The following is a 17594-nucleotide window of genomic DNA, read 5'->3' on the forward strand; positions in this document are numbered from 1 at the left end:
GGCCGGTTGCGCCGCAAATTCGTCACGGGTTTGCCGCGCTTTTTACGTCGCTTCTGCCCGCTTACCGTCGCGTTCCTTGTCATTTCCCGTTCGGACCCGACAGCGCCGCGGGGTTGTGGGTCCCCTGCCCGTTTCTCGATTTACAGCGTTTTCGCGGCCTCATTCAAACCACTGCGTAGCCGCTTCCAGCGTTTCCTGCCGCCGACGTCCGTTTCACGGTCGCGTGCGGCCAGCCCGTTTAGCCCTTCAGCGTCTGCTCCAGCACGTGCAGTTCGTGATTCAGCTGCGCGTCCTTGCTGCGCTCGTCGGCGATCTTGCGCACCGCGTGCAGCACCGTCGTGTGGTCGCGCCCGCCGAAAAGCTCACCGATTTCCGGCAGACTCTTCTGCGTCAATTCCTTCGCCAGGTACATCGCGATCTGCCGCGGCCGCGCGATGTTCGCCGGACGCTTCTTCGAATACATGTCCGCGACCTTGATGCTGTAGAAGTCGGCGACCGTTTTCTGGATGTTTTCCACCGAAATCTGCCGGTTCTGCACCGTCAGCAGGTCTTTCAGCGCTTCCTTGGTCAGTTCGATCGTGATTTCGCGGCCGTGGAACTTCGAATACGCGAGGATCTTGCGCAGCGCGCCCTCAAGCTCGCGCACGTTCGAGCGGAGATGCTTCGCGACGAAGAACGCGACGTCCTCATTGAGGCTCACGAACTCCGATTGCGCCTTGCGCATCAGAATCGCGACGCGCATTTCGAGTTCGGGCGGCTCGATCGCCACCGTCAGGCCGGAGTCGAAGCGCGAGATCAGGCGATCGTCGATACCCGAGATTTCCTTCGGATACGTATCGCTCGTGATGATCACTTGCGCCTTGTTGGCGACCAGCGCCTCAAAAGCGTAGAAGAATTCCTCCTGCGTGCGCGACTTGCCCGAAAAGAACTGAATATCGTCGATCAGCAGCAGGTCGAGCGAGTGGTAGTAGCGCTTGAAGTCGTCGAACGCCTTGCGCTGGTACGCCTTCACGACATCGGAGACGTACTGTTCCGCGTGGATGTAGCGAATCCGCGCGCCGGGTTTGTCCATCAGCAACTGATTTCCGATAGCATGGATCAGGTGTGTCTTGCCGAGGCCCACGCCACCGTACAGGAACAGCGGGTTATACGAAATGCCGGGGTTGTCGGCGACCTGGATCGCCGCGGCGCGCGCGAGCTGATTCGCCTTACCGGTCACGAAGTTGTCGAAGGTCAGCACGGGGTTCAGCTTCGAGCGCTCGTACATCGAGTCGCTCTCGCTGGATGCCGTCGCGCCCACGCCTTGGCCTGGGCGCCACGTGCGACGTCCGGCGGCGGCTTCGTTCGCGTCCAGGCTCGGCAGATCGAGATCTGCGACGTCTTCGGCGGCGCTGCGCGAATTCGCGTTTTGCGCTGCGAGCGCCGCAGCCGCGGCTGCGGGATTCGCGCGCGCGGCATGCGCGGCATGCACGGCGCCGACAGCCGCATCGACGGCTGCGACGCCGCCGGCATTACCGCCCTGCGGCGCGGCCGAAGCCGGGCGTGCCGACGACGGAGCCGGCGCCGCGGCCGTTGGGCTACGCATACCGGCCTTCGGATCCAATACGAATTGCACGTCCACCGGCGCATGCCAGAAATCGCGGGCCATATCCGCGATGCGGCCGGAGAACTGGCTCTTGACCCAGTCGAGCTTGAAGCGGTTCGGCGCGGCAATGCTCAACGTGTTCGCATCGGCGTCGAAGGCGACCGGGGCCAAGGGTTTGATCCACGTCACGTACTGCTGGGGCGTAAGCTCACGCTCCAGCAATGCGGAACAGTGTTGCCAGAATTCGTTCATCAAGTTGCTATCGTTATGGTGTGCACGGCGGTCGCCGCTGCCCCTGTCGCGCACGCGCAACAAGGCCCTGAGCAGCCAGGCGTAACAGCCCCAGGCGCCTGTGCCACAAGGGTCTGCGGGACAAGCGTGCCGGAGCGGCGTGCAACATTTTTGGGAAGTAAGGCGAGATTCTAACGCCAAAACGAACCCGAAAGTGAGTTATCCACAGGGACCGATCGCTTGGTCCGGCAACCCCCGGCTGCGCCAGACGACGGCTAAACTATTGACGGCCAACGGAAAACCAGTTTAAATAGCGGGTTCCGCGAAAACCAATTTCAGTAAACCACCGGCCATTGCGCTTTCAGCGATGATCGCGCGGTTTTTTTCGATCAAGTGAGAGCAACATGAAACGTACTTACCAACCTTCCGTTACCCGTCGCAAGCGCACCCATGGCTTCCGCGTTCGCATGAAGACCGCTGGCGGCCGCAAGGTCATCAACGCACGTCGCGCGAAGGGCCGCAAGCGCCTCGCGATCTAAGGCAAGCGGATTGCGCGCTGTGACCGAAACCCGCGGCGAAGCGGGAGCGGCCGGGGCGCAGCAACCGGGCTCGGTTCCGTTGCGAGCGCAAGCCGCCTTCCCCAAAGCCGCAAGGCTGCTAAAAACGGATGAATTTTCATCCGTTTTTCGTTTGCGGCCGTGGCGCCGTACCGCACACTTCGTCGTGTACGGCCGGCCCACCGGCAACGAGGCGCGTCTTGGCCTCGTGATCGGTAAGAAGTATGCGCCGCGCGCGGCCACGCGGAATCTGGTGCGCCGGATCGCGCGCGAAGCCTTCCGGCTGCGTCGCGCGGAATTCGGCGGTTGGGATGTGCTGCTGCGTCTACACACGCGTTTCGACAAAAAAGCTTTGCCGAGCGCGTCATCGCCGCCGTTGAAGGCGCTGTGCCGCAGCGAAATCGAGGCGCTGCTCGACAAGGCAGCGCGCGAAATTACCCGTCGTCAGGCGCCGCCCGCGGAGGCGCCCAAGACGGAATGACGCAGTGACCGCCCGCACCACGGTCGCCGCAATGGGCGTTGCGCCGGCAGCTTCAGAGCGCGGGCGTCGTCCTGTACTTCACGTTGCGCGGCGCCGTACGGCCGCACCTGCCATGCAAACGGTACTCTTCGCTTTATTGCGCTTTTACAAGCTTGCCGTGAGCCCCATGCTCGGCAACCGGTGCCGTTTTTACCCTTCCTGCTCTGATTACGCGCGCGAGGCAATCCAGTATCATGGCGCCGCGCGCGGGACTTATCTCGCCGTGAGGCGTGTTTGCCGCTGCCACCCGTTTTCCGCGGGCGGCATCGATCTCGTCCCGCCACCCACTTCTGAAAAGCGCTGACGCGCCGTTCCATCGACACTGAGACAACGCATGGATATCAAACGCACCGTCCTATGGGTCATCTTTTTCATGTCAGCTGTCATGCTGTTCGACAACTGGCAACGCGACCACGGACGCCCGTCGATGTTCTTCCCGAGCACGACGCCGACCCAGACCGCCGGCAGCGCCACGCCGGGCACCACGACACCGGGCACCCAGCCGGCCGATCTGCCGACAACCAACGCGGCCGCGCCGGGCAACGCGCCAGCGGCCGAGCAATCGCAGCTCGTGAAGTTCGGCACCGACGTCTATAGCGGCGAAATCGACACCCGCGGTGGCACATTGTCGCGCCTGTCGCTCGTCAAGCAGGGCGACGGCAAGCAGCCGGATCTCGTGATCACGCTGTTCGACAAAACGAACAATCACACGTATCTGGCGCGCACTGGCCTGCTCGGCGGTGACTTCCCGAATCACAACGACATCTTTACGCTGATGCCGAATCAGCCGACCCATCTGGCCGACGGCCAGAACTCGTTCCAGATGAGCTTTGAGTCGCCGGAAAAGGGCGGCCTCCGGGTCATCAAGACGTATACGTTCACGCGCGGCAGCTACGTGATCGGCGTCGAGACGAAGGTCCAGAACGTCGGCACCACACCGGTGACGCCGCAACTCTATATGGAACTCGTGCGCGACGACCAGCCGGTCGAAACTCCGCGCTTCTCGCACACGTTCATCGGACCGGCTGTCTACACGAACGAGCATCACTTCCAGAAGATGACGTTCAGCGATCTCGACAAGAACAAGCAGAACTTCGCGACGTCGGCCAACGACGGCTGGGTCGCGATGGTCCAGCACTACTTCGCGTCGGCCTGGATTCCGCAGGAAGGCGTGAAGCGCGAGTTCTACGCCGAGAAGATCGATCCGTCGCTGTATCGCGTCGGCATGAAGGAGGCGATGCCGACCATCCAGCCGGGCCAGACCGTCAGCGTGTCCGCGCGTCTGTTCGCCGGTCCGGAAGAAGAAAAGATGCTCGCAGGTATCGCGCCGGGTCTCGATCTGGTGAAGGACTACGGCTGGGTCACGATCATCGCGAAGCCGCTGTTCTGGCTGCTATCGAAGATCCACGGCTATGTCGGCAACTGGGGCTGGTCGATCGTGCTGCTCACGGTGCTGATCAAGGCGGTGTTCTTCCCGCTGTCGGCCGCGAGCTACAAGTCAATGGCGCGCATGAAGGCGATCACGCCGCGCATGCAGGCGCTGCGCGAGCGTTTCAAGGGCGATCCGCAGAAGATGAACGCGGCGCTGATGGAGCTGTACAAGACCGAGAAGGTCAATCCGTTCGGCGGCTGTCTGCCGGTCGTGATCCAGATCCCGGTGTTCATCTCGTTGTACTGGGTGTTGCTGTCGTCGGTGGAAATGCGCGGCGCGCCGTGGATTCTATGGATCCATGATCTGTCACAGCAGGACCCGTACTTCATCCTGCCGATCCTGATGGCCGTGTCGATGTTCCTGCAGACCCGCTTGAACCCGACGCCGCCGGACCCAGTCCAGGCGAAGATGATGATGTTCATGCCGATCGCGTTCTCGGTGATGTTCTTCTTCTTCCCCGCAGGTCTCGTGTTGTACTACGTCGTGAACAACGTGCTGTCGATCGCGCAGCAGTACTACATCACGCGGATGATGGGCAGCTCGAAGGTGAAGCCGGCCTGATGTTCCGTCCGGTGGCGGCCCGCAGGGCCGCCGTGACGCAAGCTCAAAACGAAAAGCCGCCCGGTGCGAACCGGGCGGCTTTTTTTATGGTGCGGCTGAAGGAAATGCGGCGGGCGGCTGCGCTTGAGTTTCGTCGTTCACTCTTCGTCGGAATCTTCGCCGTAAAAACGCACGATCATTTCCTCGACCAGATTCCGGTCCTTCGGGGTCAACGATGCGATCTTCGAAGCGAGTTCGATCGTTTCGGGTGTCGGCGGATATTTTTCGCCACGTGCCATCGGTCGTGCGCTGGCTCCGGGCGGTGGTCCGTAATGGAGCCAGTGCTCCTTGACGTTCAACCATTCGGCGAGCGTGCGCAACTTGTCCGGCTTCGGGATCGTCGTGCCCGTCAGCCATTTGTGTGCGGTCTGGGGCGTCACGGGCCGCTCGCCGTAATAGCGAAGATTGAATTGCTCGGCGAGTTTGGTCCCGCCGCGGATTTTCAGCGGCTCGAGCAGATCCTTCAGCCTCTTGGCGAAGGCGGCTTTTTCTTTGTCGGTCGGCATGGGCCAGATTGTGCAATTCGGAGTTCAGCCAGTTGACAACCGATCAAGCTTTGTTTTCTCTTATTTGAGATAGTTTTAGCTTGTAGCGCGCGCCCCGTAACGCGTTGCGCGAATTTGATTTTTTTCATCTCTCGATTGCCAGGCTTGGCTTTGCCTGAACCGCAGTTCCTGCCGAGTCTCAACAATTCCTAAGTAGCGCGGTAACAATCCTAGCTTAATTGAGATAAATCTGAGTTGTTCAAACAATAGAGGCGAACGGGCACGTCATCCGCTTCGCGTCCTTGTCGCCAGCGCTTCCGTGCGAAGCGCGCGCGTTACAATGCCTCGCGCCGGCTCGACCGACGCGGCCCTGCTCCTCCCCTCCCGTTTCACCCGACTTCACATGCTCACGACCGACTCCGATCCCATCGTTGCCATTGCTACCGCGCCCGGCCGGGGAGGCATCGGCGTCGTGCGGATTTCGTTCGGCCGCGCTGGCGCGGCGGCGGCCCAGCCGTTGATGCAGGCCCTCACCGGCCAGACGCTCGCGGCGCGTCACGCGAGCTACGTGCCGTTTCTCGACGCGAGCGGCAATCCGCTCGATCGCGGCATCGCGCTGTACTTTCCGGCGCCGCACTCGTACACCGGCGAGCACGTGCTTGAACTGCAAGGCCATGGCGGCCCGGTCGTGCTGCAATTGGTCCTGCAGCGCTGCATCGACGCCGGCCGCGCGTTCGGTCTACGGCTCGCCGAGCCCGGCGAATTCACGCGTCGCGCGTTTCTGAACGACAAGCTCGACCTCGCGCAGGCCGAGGCCGTCGCCGATCTGATCGAGGCAAGCACCGAGGCCGCCGCGCGTTCGGCCGGCCGCTCGCTCGACGGCGCGTTCTCGCGCGACATCCACGCGCTGGTCGAAGAGGTGATCACGCTGCGGATGCTGGTCGAGGCGACGCTCGACTTCCCGGAAGAGGAGATCGACTTCCTCGAAGCCGCCGACGCGCGCGGCAAGCTCGTGCGCATACGCGAGCGTCTCGCGCACGTGCTGAGCGAGGCGCGCCAGGGCGCGTTGCTGCGCGAAGGTTTGTCGGTCGTGCTGGCGGGGCAACCGAACGTCGGCAAGTCGTCGCTGCTGAATGCGCTCGCCGGCGCCGAACTCGCGATCGTCACGCCGATCGCCGGCACGACGCGCGACAAGGTCGCGCAGACGATCCAGATCGAAGGCATCCCGCTGCACGTGATCGACACGGCCGGCCTGCGCGAGACCGAGGACGAGGTCGAGAAGATCGGCATCGAGCGCACATGGGGCGAGATCGAGCGCGCGGACGTGGTGCTGCATCTGCTCGACGCGCGCGCCGGAATGACGGCCGGCGACGAAACGATCGCCGGACGCTTTCCGCGCGGCGTGCCCGTCGTCCGCGTGCTGAACAAGACCGACCTGACAGGGCTCGCGCCCGCGACGCAGGCGCTCGACGCCGACCTCGAACTTAGCGAGGTGCGGCTGTCGGCGAAGAAGGGTGACGGCGTCGCGCTGCTACGCGACGAACTGCTGCGGATTGCCGGCTGGCAGGCGGGCGCGGAGAGCGTCTATCTCGCGCGCGAGCGGCACCTGATCGCGTTGCGCGCGGCCGACGAGCATCTGGCGACCGCCGCCGTGCATGCGGAGCAGAACGCGCAGGCGCTCGATCTGTTCGCCGAGGAATTGCGGCTCGCGCAGGATCAACTGAACTCGATCACCGGTGAGTTCAGTTCGGACGATCTGCTCGGCGTGATTTTCAGCCGATTCTGTATCGGCAAGTAACGCCGAACTTGTGCGTCGCCGCAATACGGCCGTCATATAGGCTCTCGCGGCCGAATCGGTGCCGCTGCCGCACACGCGAAAATCGCACTCCGTCGACCAAAAACCCACCGGATTTTTGGTACACAACCGGGCAAAGGTTTAGAATCCAGCTGTCCGAGCCTAAACGTACAGCGTCCCCAAAGCATGCCCCGCCTCGCCACCCCGCTCACCGAATCCGAGATCCGCGCGCTCGAACCGCGCGCGACCCGCTACTGCGTCGCCGACGGCAACGGCCTCGTGATCGAGGTCATGACGACCGGCACCAAGGTCTGGCGCTTCCGCTATACGTTGAACGGCAAGCGTCAGCCGCTCGCGACCATCGGCGATTACCGGATGATTTCGCTGCGCGTCGCGCGCGCGAAGGCGCAGAAGTACGCGGCGCTCGTCGCGCAGGGCATCTCGCCGGTCGCCACCGCGCGGCGCGATCGCGGTGCCGAGAGCAAGGCCGACGTGCTGCGCGAAGCGGCCGAGCTTTATCTCGCGACGGCGCTGGCCGGCAAGTCGGATGAATATCGCCGCACCACGCGGCGCGCGCTCGACAAGGACGTGCTGCCCGCGATCGGCAACAAGCCGATCGGCGCGGTCACCGCTGACGACGTCGTCGCGATCTGCGAGCGCATCAAAAGCCGCGGCTCGCCGAAAATGGCGCTGCACACGCGCAACGTCGTGAAGCGCCTGTACGCGTATCTGATCGCGCGCCAGCTCGCGACCAGCAATCCCGCGGAAGTCGTACCGGCGCGCTCGATCGCGACCTTCGACAGCCGCACCCGCGTGCTGTCCGGCGCCGAGATCGGTGTCATGCTGCGCACGATCGACACATCCAATATCCGCCGTCCGCTGAAGCTCGCGCTGCATCTGCTGGTGCTGACGATGGCACGCAAAGCGGACCTCGTCGAATCGACATGGGCCGAGTTCGATCTCGACGACGCGCTGTGGACGATCCCCGCCGCGCGCCTGAACGCGCGCGAGGACCGCGTCGTCCGTCTGCCGCGTCAGGCGGTTGCGCTGCTGCGCGAGCTGCAGCGCGGGCGCACCAGCGAGACGTTCGTGTTCCCGAGCGTCAGGGGCGACGATCGGCCGATCGCGAAAAGCACGCTGAACCAGGCAGTCAAGGCATTGGGGCTCCACGTGGAGCATTTCGTGCTGCATGACTTTCGTCGCACCGCGTCGTCGCATCTGCGCGACATGGAACAGCAAACAGCTGCGGGGGGCGACATCGCGAAGCGTGAAGCAACCGACGAAGCGGCGTGGCAGGGTCGCATGCTTCAGAGTTGGGCGGACTTTGTCGATAGCCAGATGGAAGTCGCGCGGTAGACGGCAAACGGGACGGCTTGACGGCATTGTCATGGGTTTTGGCGCCATGTGACGCTTGCCGTCAGGCCGGCAACAGGATGGTACACAAGCTAATGCGACCTCGCCCAGACGCTAGGCAAATAAAGGAAAAATCATCAAAAAAACAGGTTTCCAAACCGGGCGCAAATGCACCTTTTTTCGCTTCTCTGGACCGTTTGACATCGTCGTTCTTTCCCCGCTTCCTTCGCCTACACTGAGAGATGGATGCAAGCCGATACGGAGGTTCCGATGCCTGAATCAATGCTCGCTTATCTGATGGGGCCCGCCGTCATGCTGGTGGTCGGCCTTGCCATCTGGATGATGTCGCGTCACCGCGACCCGTCCAGGCCGCCCAGGCTCGAGCGCTGGCTCGACACGCATTACGCGGAGTGGCTGCATCACAAGCATTAAGCCGTGCCTCAAATGGAAAAAGGCCGTCGCATTGGGCGACGGCCTTTTTGTCTGCGCGTTGTTCGGCTGAATCATCCGCGCATCAGAGCCTGGCCGCGCTCACCACTGCGGCTCGGGTTGCGGTTGCGCATAGCCGTACTGTCCGGGCGGCGGTGCGCCGCACGCGACATAGGCGCGCTGATACTGGTCGTAGCAATATCCGGGCGGCGGTGCCACGTAAGCCGGCGCGGGCTGGTACGCGGGTTCGGCATAGACCGGCTGCGGATACGCGACCACCGGCGCCGGCGTCAACGCCGAGGTGACCACCGCGCCCAGCACCGCGCCGCCAATCAGCGCACCCACCACATCACCGCCGTGTCCGTGCGCGGACGCCTGGCCCGCCACCGTCAAACTACCCGCCATTACCAACGCCACTGCGATCTTTTTCATATTGAGCTCCCGCCGTTCAGGCATGGACGAATTGTCGCCGGCGCGCGCGGAAATAGATGCTGCAGTTGGTAACCGGAGATTAACTCTGTAACAGGTGCATAACGTTGGACGCGTTAACGCACGCGAGGCATTGCGCTGCTTTTCATCCAGGCATCGCGGGGAAGATCGCCGCGCTGGCCTTGATGCGGGCGCCGACTATTATCTGACCAAGGGCAGTGGTCAACGAGCGCCTCGCCTCCCCGCAAGCTGACGTGCCCTCCCTGAACTTCATCCTGGCCGAGCCACATGGACACCTCTAAACCGCCCCAGAACGCCGCAACGCTGCAGCCCGCAGACGACGCGAACGCGAACGCGCAGGCGCAGGCGCACGCGCTCGTCGCGGAGGATGCGCCCAGTCTCGCCAGCGACGACGCGCTCGCGCGCATCCTCGCCGACCCGCCGGCGGCCGAGTGCCCGATCATGGTGCTGCTGGTCGGCGACCAGGCGGTCATCGCCGAGGGGGTGCGCGAGGCGCTCGCCGACGAGCCGGGCATCGACTTTCGCTACTGCGCGTCATGGGAAGACGCGGTGCGCTGCGCCGAGGAAACGCGCGCGACGGTGATCCTGCAAGATCTCGTGATGCCGGGCACCGACGGTCTGACGCTGGTGCGGCAATACCGGCTGAATGCCGCCACTCGCGACATCCCGATCGTCGTGCTGTCGACCAACGAAGAGCCGCTCGTCAAAAGCGCGGCGTTCGCGGCCGGTTCGAGCGACTACCTCGTGAAGCTGCCCGACCGCATCGAGCTGATAGCGCGCATCCGCTATCACTCGTGCTCGTATCTACACCTGCTGCAACGCGACGAGGCGTACCGCGCGCTGCGGCAATCTCAGCGGCAACTGCTGGCGACGAATCTGGAGTTGCAGCGGCTCACGCATTCGGACGGTCTGACCGGCCTGTCGAACCGCCGCTACCTCGACCAGTATCTGGCGGCCGAATGGCACCGTGGCACCCGCGACAAGACCGGCCTCGGCCTCCTGATGATCGACGTCGATCACTTCAAGGCCTACAACGACACCTATGGGCACGTCGCCGGCGACGAAGTGCTGAAGAGCGTCGCGCATACGATCGAAGCGTGCCTCGGCCATTCACTGGATCTCGCCGCGCGCTTCGGCGGCGAGGAGTTCGCGGTGGTCGTGCCGGACACGTCGGCGGGCGGCTTGCGCCTGCTCGCGGAGAAAATCCGCATCGCGGTCGAAGACCGCGCGATCACCCATGCGGGCTCGGCAGAGGGCGTCGTCACGATCAGCATCGGCGCGGCGATGGTGGTGCCGTCGGCCGCCGAACCGGTCACGACGCTGATCGAGGCCGCCGGCGTCGGCCTGTATCGCGCGAAACACGACGGCAAGAATCAGGTGGCCGTGAGCGGCTGAGTCTGGCGCCGCCCTCCTCAACCTTCGGCTTACGCGGCCACGGCGCGCGTATAGCGCTCGGCCGGCGCGCTGCGCGACAGATTCGGCTGCAGATGCAAACGCGCGCTGTTCAAACGCTCCCAGTCGGCGGCATCGGGCAACGACGGGATCGTCACCAGTTCGCCCTGATCGAGACCGGCAAGCGCCGCGTCGACCATGTCCTCGGCGCTCATCACGATCTGCGAAGGCACGTTCTCGACCGCGAGACCCGCGCGATCCCAGAACGCGGTGCTCGTCGCGCCCGGCAGCACCGCTTGCAGCCGCACGCCCTTGCCGCCCACCTCGTGATGCAGCGACTGCGTGAGGTTCAACACGTAGGCCTTGGTGCCGCTATAGGTGCCGTTCAACAATTCCGGCGCCAGCGCGACGATCGACGAGATATTGATCACCGTACCGGCGCCGCGCGCGATGAAGCCCGGCAACACCGCCGCCGTCAGGCGCGTGAGCGAGGTCACGTTCAGCTCGATCATCTGCTCGAGTTCATCGATGTCGGAGTCGAGCAGCGTCGCGGTCGCGCCGACGCCCGCGTTGTTGATCAGCATCGTGATGCCTGGCTCGGCGCGCAACTGGTTCTCGGTGCGGCGCACGTCGGCCTTGTTGGTCAGATCGGCGCTGACGGTGCTCACGCGGCGGCCGGTTTCCTTCGTCAGCCGGTCGGCGAGGCTGCTGAGGCGTGCGCCGTCGCGCGCGATCAGCAGCAGGTCGTAGCCGCGTCGCGCGAGCCGGTCCGCGTAGACCGCGCCGATACCCGACGATGCGCCCGTGACCACCGCCGTACCCTTGCCTTCGTTCGAATTGCCTTGTACGCCCTTGTCTGCCTGCGTTGCCATTGAAGCTCTCCTTGCGGGCTGCGCATGATGCGGCCGCCCTGTCCGGTGAATGGGAACATCCGTGAACTCGCCGCCTGGCGGCTTTTGCGCTGATACGACGGGGTTGACGAGCTGAGTTTAGGCGCGTACTGTTTTGTCTCAAATGTCGTATTTCCCTCGTTTCCGGACATCGCAAATGAAACGCATCGGCGTGGTGGTCTTTCCGGGCTTTCAGATCCTCGACATGGTCGCGGTATCGATTTTCGAACTCGCCAATCAGGACACCGGCGAGCCCGCGTACGACGTCGCGGTGATCTCCGAGCACGGCGGCATGGTGCGCAGCTCGGCGGGCGTCGAGGTCGCGACGCGCCCGTTCGACGATCCCGCCTACGACACGGTGATCGTCACCGGCGCGATGGAGATCGCGCCGTCGTCGCCGGGGCTGCTCGCGTTTCTGAACGACGCCCTCGCCGCCTCGCGCCGCACCGCGAGCATCTGCACCGGCGCGTTCGTGCTCGCCGAAGCGGGCATCCTCGACGGCCGCCACGCGACTACGCACTGGGCGCATGCGCGCGATTTGCAACGGCGCTTTCCGCGCGCGCGGGTCGACGAGGACCGCATCTTCATTGTCGACGGCTCGGTGTGGACGTCGGCCGGCATGACCGCGTGTATCGATCTGTGCCTCGCGCTCGTCGAGAACGACCTCGGCGTCGCGGTTTCGCGCGCGATCGCGAAGAAGCTCGTGGTCTATCACCGGCGCACCGGCGGGCAATCGCAGTACTCCGCGATGCTCGATCTCGAACCGAAATCCGATCGGATCCAGAACGCGCTGTCGTATGCGAAGAGTCATCTGCGCGAGCCGCTGACCGTCGAGCAGCTCGCCGACGTCGCGCATCTGAGCCCGCGCCAGTTCAGCCGCGCGTTTCGCGACGAGACGCGCCAGTCGCCGGCCCGCGCGATCGAGGCGCTGCGTGTCGAAGCGGCTCGCACGATGCTCGAAACCGGCCGTCATTCGATCGAAACCGTCGCAGCCGACACTGGCTTCATCGACCCCGAGCGGATGCGGCGCGCGTTTTTGCGCGCGTTCGGCCAGCCACCTCAAGCGATCAGGCGTGCCGCACGCGTGGCGTAAGCGTTCGGGTAGAGAATAGGAAACCCGCGGTGCGAAGCTACGCAAAAAAAAGTATCCCGCTCGACCCGTGAATCGAACCCAGCCCAAATGAAAGGAAACGCGATGAGCTACAACGACAGCAACCCGTTCGCCAAAATCTTGCGCGGCGAACTACCGTGCATCAAGGTGGCCGAAAACGACCAGGCGCTGGCTTTCATGGACTTGATGCCGCAGGCCGACGGCCATCTGCTCGTCGTGCCGAAGGAAGCGGTCGCGGAAATTTTCGATCTGTCGGATGCGGCGCTCGTCGCGTCGACGCGCATGGCGCAAAAGCTCGCGATCGCGGTGCGCGCGGCACTGCGTCCTGACGGCGTGTTCATCGGCCAGTTCAACGGCGCGGCGGCGGGACAGACAGTGCCGCACGTCCATTTCCACGTGATTCCGCGCTGGGAAGGCCAACCGCTGAAGCTGCATGCGCGCGAGGTCGCCGATCCGGACACGCTCGAAGCGCTCGCCAAACGGATTCGCGCGCACTGGCGCGCCCACTGAAGCGCGACGCGAGGCCTGCCGACGCAACGTCGCGCCCCGCATTACGGTCACGCCCGGTAACAACTGTAAAAGCCGTTGAAACCACCGATTAGCGTGTCGCGACTAGACTGCTATTGCCTTGTGTTCAAGGCATTGAGTGTGGATCTCTTTTTTTCAGCCTGCCCCTGTGGCAGGCTTTTTTTCTTTGGGACCCGCTTCGCAATCTCAGAGCCGCTCGCGCGAACGGCGTAGCGGATGTCGCCAGTCGATGCGTCGGCGACGCGCTCGCAACGGCCGTCCGTCGTGCAGGTCTCGATGCTCCTGCCACAGTTCGTCGGAAAAAAGAAACATGACGATCAGCAGCGGAACGACCAGAAAAATCCCGAGTATGACGTGCTCGTTCACGATAGCCTCCGGGTGCAGGAGATTCATTTTCATTGTAGAGCACCGCCTGTACCCGCATACCGGCTCGACGAAGATCCACCTGGATTCAGGCCGCACGCGAAGGGTACATCGCACTGCGATCGCGCCCCCCTCGCCTGTCCACGCGGTTTTGCGCCGCGCGGCTTTTTTCATGCGTTTTCGGCAATGGCGCGTTGCAAGCGTTTCACCAGGGCCCGTGAGATACGGCTGGCACTGTTTATTTTCTGCACTTGCCTCGTTATTGCGCATCGCAGCTTTTGCCTGTGGAATGACTTTGTGTGCGATGCACAAACCCGTTGATTAAATTGTATTAAATCGCTTAATTGACGCTACACGTTTACGTGAATGCGCGCGCAAAGCTTTACCAGCTAAGGCATATGCGAGTGTGAATTTTTAGTTATTCATTTCATTGCCATTCGGTCAGGCGTGTGCTCAAGCTTTAATCAGCTTCGACAGCAGGTGCGACAATTCGCCACTGTTGCGATCGCACACAAGATGTGCTTGTCGTTCTCATCGGTTCTCCTAGAGTACGAGATGCGGGTCCACCGTTAAAGTTAAATACATAGCTAACCGAGATCGGCCCGCCCCGGAGGAACGAATGAAAACTCGAATTGCCGTTGTTTTCGCCATCGCGGGTTTGGCTGCCGCTAGCGTTCAGGCGCAAGACGTCGTGATCAAGCCGCAGCAAACGATCCAGTTCAAGGCCAATGCCTATGGCTGCGTATCGAAGGACAAGCTCGATGCCGCCGATCACCACGCGCAAGCCGGTGAACAGCAGCAGATGCAGGAATTCTTCTCCGGATATCAATGCGTGTCGACTCCGACCGACTCGAGTTTCCGCGTGGTGCGCGTGGTCGGCCACGACGTCGAGTTCGTGAATTCAGCCAATAGCGATACCGAGGGGCTCTGGGCGAACGACCGATTCATCAAGCAATAAGTACAACACCGGTATTCCGGCAAAAGCCGGAATACCGTCGCATGCGTATCCGCTGCGGCTTTAAAAGTCGCAGGCGTGAACGCGTGAGCTAAAAGAGACGGCTTGGGCATTCCGATGCCAAGCCGTTTTTTTTATTGCTTTTGATACTTGCCAGGCTTCACCTGCAATAAAAAAGCCGATGCGGGTTTTATCGACCCGCATCGGCAGTACGCCTTCTCGCAAAGCGCAGGAAACCGGCCACAAGCAACGGCGCGTCAGTGCACGCGCTTGCTGCGGCGGAACTGGTCGAACAGAACCGCGAGCAGCAGGATGCCGCCGCGAATCAGGTACTGGTAGAACGTCGGTACGTTCAGCAGGCTCATGGCGTCCTGTACCGAGCCCATGATCAGCACGCCGACCAGCACGCCGGAGATCGTCGCGACACCGCCCGTCAGCGACACACCTCCGAGCACGCACGCGGAAATCACGCCGAGCTCGAGCCCGACCGACGTCTTCGGATCGCCGAGGCTCATGCGCGACGCGAGCATCACGCCCGCGAAGCCGGTCACGAGGCCTTGCAGCACGAACACGGTGATCTTGATCCGCGTGACGGGCAGCCCCGCGAGCACAGCCGCTTCGCTATTGCCGCCGACGGCCAGCACGTTCTTGCCGAACACGGTCTTTTTCAGCAGGAAGCCGAACAGAACGAAGCCGACGATGTTGCTCCAGATCGGATAAGAAATGCCGAGGAACGAGCCGCCGCCGAGGTCGAAGAAGCGCTCCTCGGAGATCATCACCGCGTCGCCGTTCGAGGTGATGTACGCGAGGCCGCGCACGACCTCCATCATCGCGAGCGTGACGATCAGCGAGTTGATCTTGTAGCGCGCGACCAGCGTGCCGTTGACGAGCCCGACCGCGCCGCCCGCGAGCACGCCGGCCGTGATGCCGACTAACACGCTGTGCGTCGCGGTGATCAGCACGGAAGCCACCACGCCCGAAAACGCGACGATCGACGCCACCGACAGGTCCACCTCGCCGAGCGCGAGCACGAACATCATCGTGACGGAGATCGAGCCGATCAGCGTGACCGACAGCAGCAGGCCCTGGATATTGCGCGTGCTCAGAAAGTCTGGGACCGTGAACGACAGCACCGCGAACAGGATGACGAACACCATCACGATGCCGGATTTGTTGATCAGGTCCCAGGTGCGCGCGGCGCGCGCGGCCAAGCCCACGGAGGCGACGGCGGGGGTCGAGGAATCGGTGGAAGGTGTATTCATGATGTCTGTTCCATTCAATGCCGTTTTCGTTGCGATATTCGGTAAGAGGTCTGGTGGCGCGATCCGTTGGGCGATCAGCGCGGCAATGCCAGCTTGATCAGCGCATCCGGCGTGGCCTGCGCCTTCGGCAGATCGCCGACGATGCGGCCTTCCTTCATCACGATCACGCGATCGGTCACGCCGATCACCTCGGCGAGATCGCTCGACACGACGATGACCGTGCGGCCCGCCTCGGCGAGCCCATACAGCAGCCCATAGATCTCGCTGCGCGCCCCGACGTCGATGCCGCGCGTCGGCTCGTCCATCAGGAACACGTCGATCTCTTCGGCGAGCCAGCGCGACAGGATCACCTTCTGCTGATTGCCGCCGGACAGCGTGCCGATCGGCGTGTCGCCGTTGCGCGTCTTGATCGCGAGCTTGCCGATGAACTCACGCGTGGTCTGCGCTTCCTTGCGGCCGTTGAGCACGCTGAAGCGGCTGAAGTGGCGGCGGCAGCTGATGTTCAGGTTGTCCGACACCGACGCGATCGACACGATGCCTTCCTGCTTGCGATCCTCGGGACACAGCGCGACACCGGCGCGCACCGCGTCGCGCGGCGTGGCGAACTGCACGCGCTTGCCCTTCAGCGCGACCTCGCCGGCGCTCGGCTTGACCGCGCCGTAGATCAGCTTCATCAGCTCGGAGCGGCCCGCGCCGACGAGCCCGAAGAAGCCGACGATCTCGCCCTTGCGCGCCGAAAACGATGCCGGTTCGCGCAGGCCCGGTCCCATCAGGCCGTCGACCTGAAGCTGCACGTCGCCGTGCTCGCGCGCGCGATAGCCGTACACATCGGTGATCGAGCGCCCCACCATGCAGCTGATCAGCCGATCGCGATCGAGTCCCGCGCCGGCCTCGAAGGTGTCGATGCGGCGGCCGTCGCGAAACACCGTGACGCGATCGCACAGTTCGTAGACTTCATCCATCCGGTGCGTGACGTAGATGATCGCGCGGCCTTCGGCCTTCAGCGCGCGGATGATGCGGAACAGTTGCGTGGTTTCGCGCGACGACAGCGAGCTGGTCGGTTCGTCGAACGCGATCACGCGCGCGTCGCGCATCAGCGCCTTGCCGATTTCGATCATCTGCCGCTGACCGATCGACAGATGCTTGACCTGCTGCGACGGATCGAGCTTTTCGCCGAGCCGTTCGAGCTCGCGCATCGCACGCGCGACCAAAGCCTTTTCGTCCAGTACGCCGAAGCGATTCGGCAGGGCGCCGAGCATCAGATTCTCGGCGACCGTCAGCTCCGGCACCAGATGCAGTTCCTGATAGATGATCGCGATGCCCGCGGCGATCGCCGCCTTGGTCGTCGCGAACTGCTGCTCGACGCCGTCGAGCGACAACGTGCCCGAGACAGGATGATTGACGCCGGACAGCACCTTCAGCAGCGTCGATTTGCCGGCGCCGTTTTCGCCCATCAGGCCGTGCACCTCGCCGCGGCGCACTTCCAGCGAGACCTGGTCGAGCGCGAGCACGCCCGGAAAGCGCACGGTGATGCCGTCGAGCCGGAGATAGGGGGCGTCGGATGCGGGCGTCGATGCAGGCGAGGGCGTGCGCACCGCCTCGCTGGCATGAGACCCGGTGAATAAGGACGTCATCGAAAAACCTCGAACGGATGAA

18 protein-coding genes are annotated in these 17594 nt (G+C 63.4%); 11 read left to right on the top strand and 7 right to left on the bottom strand.

Annotation, left to right across the window (positions count from 1 at the left end; translation table 11 throughout):
* Positions 1 to 238 precede the first annotated feature (238 nt).
* A complete protein-coding gene (dnaA, locus tag OKW35_RS09070) occupies positions 239 to 1837 on the bottom strand; it encodes a chromosomal replication initiator protein DnaA (protein WP_221309137.1) in 1599 nt (532 codons plus the stop codon).
* 383 nt (positions 1838 to 2220) lie between these two features.
* Between dnaA and rpmH the strand changes: the two genes are divergently transcribed.
* The 4 genes from rpmH (at position 2221) to yidC (ending at position 4886) form a co-directional block, all read left to right on the top strand.
* Positions 2221 to 2355: a 50S ribosomal protein L34 gene (gene rpmH, locus OKW35_RS09075; RefSeq protein WP_004198824.1), complete on the top strand. Its 135-nt coding sequence runs from the start codon at positions 2221 to 2223 to the stop codon at positions 2353 to 2355.
* 19 nt (positions 2356 to 2374) lie between these two features.
* Complete coding sequence (locus tag OKW35_RS09080; protein ID WP_429407888.1) at positions 2375 to 2854, top strand: ribonuclease P protein component; 480 nt, start codon at positions 2375 to 2377, stop codon at positions 2852 to 2854.
* A gap of 112 nt (positions 2855 to 2966) precedes the next feature.
* Complete coding sequence (gene yidD, locus OKW35_RS09085; RefSeq protein ID WP_167050029.1) at positions 2967 to 3197, top strand: membrane protein insertion efficiency factor YidD; 231 nt, start codon at positions 2967 to 2969, stop codon at positions 3195 to 3197.
* A gap of 30 nt (positions 3198 to 3227) precedes the next feature.
* On the top strand, positions 3228 to 4886 hold the full coding sequence (gene yidC, locus OKW35_RS09090; protein WP_184060959.1) for a membrane protein insertase YidC: 1659 nt from the start codon (positions 3228 to 3230) through the stop codon (positions 4884 to 4886).
* Positions 4887 to 5023: 137 nt separating this feature from the next.
* Here yidC and OKW35_RS09095 read toward each other — a convergent pair whose 3' ends face one another.
* Positions 5024 to 5431 carry a helix-turn-helix domain-containing protein gene (locus tag OKW35_RS09095; protein WP_018418931.1) on the bottom strand — a complete coding sequence of 136 codons (408 nt, stop codon included), beginning with the start codon at positions 5429 to 5431 and terminating at the stop codon, positions 5024 to 5026.
* A gap of 382 nt (positions 5432 to 5813) precedes the next feature.
* Here OKW35_RS09095 and mnmE point away from each other — a divergent pair, with 382 nt between their 5' ends.
* From mnmE to OKW35_RS09110, 3 genes are all read left to right on the top strand, one after another.
* The gene (gene mnmE / locus OKW35_RS09100; RefSeq protein WP_090802291.1) at positions 5814 to 7208 is read left to right on the top strand and encodes a tRNA uridine-5-carboxymethylaminomethyl(34) synthesis GTPase MnmE; all 1395 of its coding nucleotides are present in this window, start codon (positions 5814 to 5816) and stop codon (positions 7206 to 7208) included.
* 183 nt (positions 7209 to 7391) lie between these two features.
* Entirely contained in the window at positions 7392 to 8561 is a 1170-nt protein-coding gene (locus tag OKW35_RS09105) for a tyrosine-type recombinase/integrase (RefSeq protein WP_429551733.1), read from the top strand.
* Positions 8562 to 8828: 267 nt separating this feature from the next.
* On the top strand, positions 8829 to 8990 hold the full coding sequence (locus tag OKW35_RS09110; RefSeq protein ID WP_184036753.1) for a hypothetical protein: 162 nt from the start codon (positions 8829 to 8831) through the stop codon (positions 8988 to 8990).
* Positions 8991 to 9089: 99 nt separating this feature from the next.
* On the opposite strand, the gene OKW35_RS09115 is transcribed toward OKW35_RS09110, so the two are convergent.
* On the bottom strand, positions 9090 to 9419 hold the full coding sequence (locus OKW35_RS09115; RefSeq protein WP_090802296.1) for an ecotin precursor: 330 nt from the start codon (positions 9417 to 9419) through the stop codon (positions 9090 to 9092).
* Positions 9420 to 9704: 285 nt separating this feature from the next.
* Here OKW35_RS09115 and OKW35_RS09120 point away from each other — a divergent pair, with 285 nt between their 5' ends.
* Complete coding sequence (locus OKW35_RS09120; RefSeq protein WP_429551734.1) at positions 9705 to 10832, top strand: diguanylate cyclase; 1128 nt, start codon at positions 9705 to 9707, stop codon at positions 10830 to 10832.
* Between the two features lie 29 nt (positions 10833 to 10861).
* Here the strand turns inward: OKW35_RS09120 and OKW35_RS09125 are convergent, their stop codons facing one another.
* Positions 10862 to 11701: an SDR family NAD(P)-dependent oxidoreductase gene (locus tag OKW35_RS09125; RefSeq protein ID WP_429551735.1), complete on the bottom strand. Its 840-nt coding sequence runs from the start codon at positions 11699 to 11701 to the stop codon at positions 10862 to 10864.
* A 175-nt stretch (positions 11702 to 11876) separates the two neighbouring features.
* On the opposite strand from OKW35_RS09125, the gene OKW35_RS09130 reads away from it, so the two are divergent.
* Positions 11877 to 12812 (top strand): GlxA family transcriptional regulator, encoded by a 936-nt coding sequence (locus OKW35_RS09130; RefSeq protein WP_429551736.1) that lies wholly within the window; start codon positions 11877 to 11879, stop codon positions 12810 to 12812.
* 102 nt (positions 12813 to 12914) lie between these two features.
* Positions 12915 to 13340, top strand: a complete 426-nt coding sequence (locus tag OKW35_RS09135; RefSeq protein WP_090805510.1) for an HIT family protein — start codon at positions 12915 to 12917, stop codon at positions 13338 to 13340.
* 204 nt (positions 13341 to 13544) lie between these two features.
* Here OKW35_RS09135 and OKW35_RS09140 read toward each other — a convergent pair whose 3' ends face one another.
* Positions 13545 to 13724 (bottom strand): hypothetical protein, encoded by a 180-nt coding sequence (locus OKW35_RS09140; protein ID WP_090805511.1) that lies wholly within the window; start codon positions 13722 to 13724, stop codon positions 13545 to 13547.
* Positions 13725 to 14340: 616 nt separating this feature from the next.
* Between OKW35_RS09140 and sap1 the strand changes: the two genes are divergently transcribed.
* Positions 14341 to 14679, top strand: a complete 339-nt coding sequence (gene sap1 / locus OKW35_RS09145; RefSeq protein WP_018418921.1) for a surface attachment protein Sap1 — start codon at positions 14341 to 14343, stop codon at positions 14677 to 14679.
* 254 nt (positions 14680 to 14933) lie between these two features.
* Here the strand turns inward: sap1 and araH are convergent, their stop codons facing one another.
* Both araH and araG read right to left on the bottom strand, forming a co-directional pair.
* Positions 14934 to 15938 carry an L-arabinose ABC transporter permease AraH gene (gene araH, locus OKW35_RS09150; RefSeq protein WP_184060966.1) on the bottom strand — a complete coding sequence of 335 codons (1005 nt, stop codon included), beginning with the start codon at positions 15936 to 15938 and terminating at the stop codon, positions 14934 to 14936.
* A gap of 74 nt (positions 15939 to 16012) precedes the next feature.
* Positions 16013 to 17572: an L-arabinose ABC transporter ATP-binding protein AraG gene (araG, locus tag OKW35_RS09155; protein WP_184060967.1), complete on the bottom strand. Its 1560-nt coding sequence runs from the start codon at positions 17570 to 17572 to the stop codon at positions 16013 to 16015.
* Positions 17573 to 17594 lie beyond the last annotated feature (22 nt).

Origin of the sequence: Paraburkholderia sp. MM5477-R1 (genome assembly GCF_050436385.1) — a bacterium.
Lineage (GTDB): Bacteria > Pseudomonadota > Gammaproteobacteria > Burkholderiales > Burkholderiaceae > Paraburkholderia > Paraburkholderia tuberum.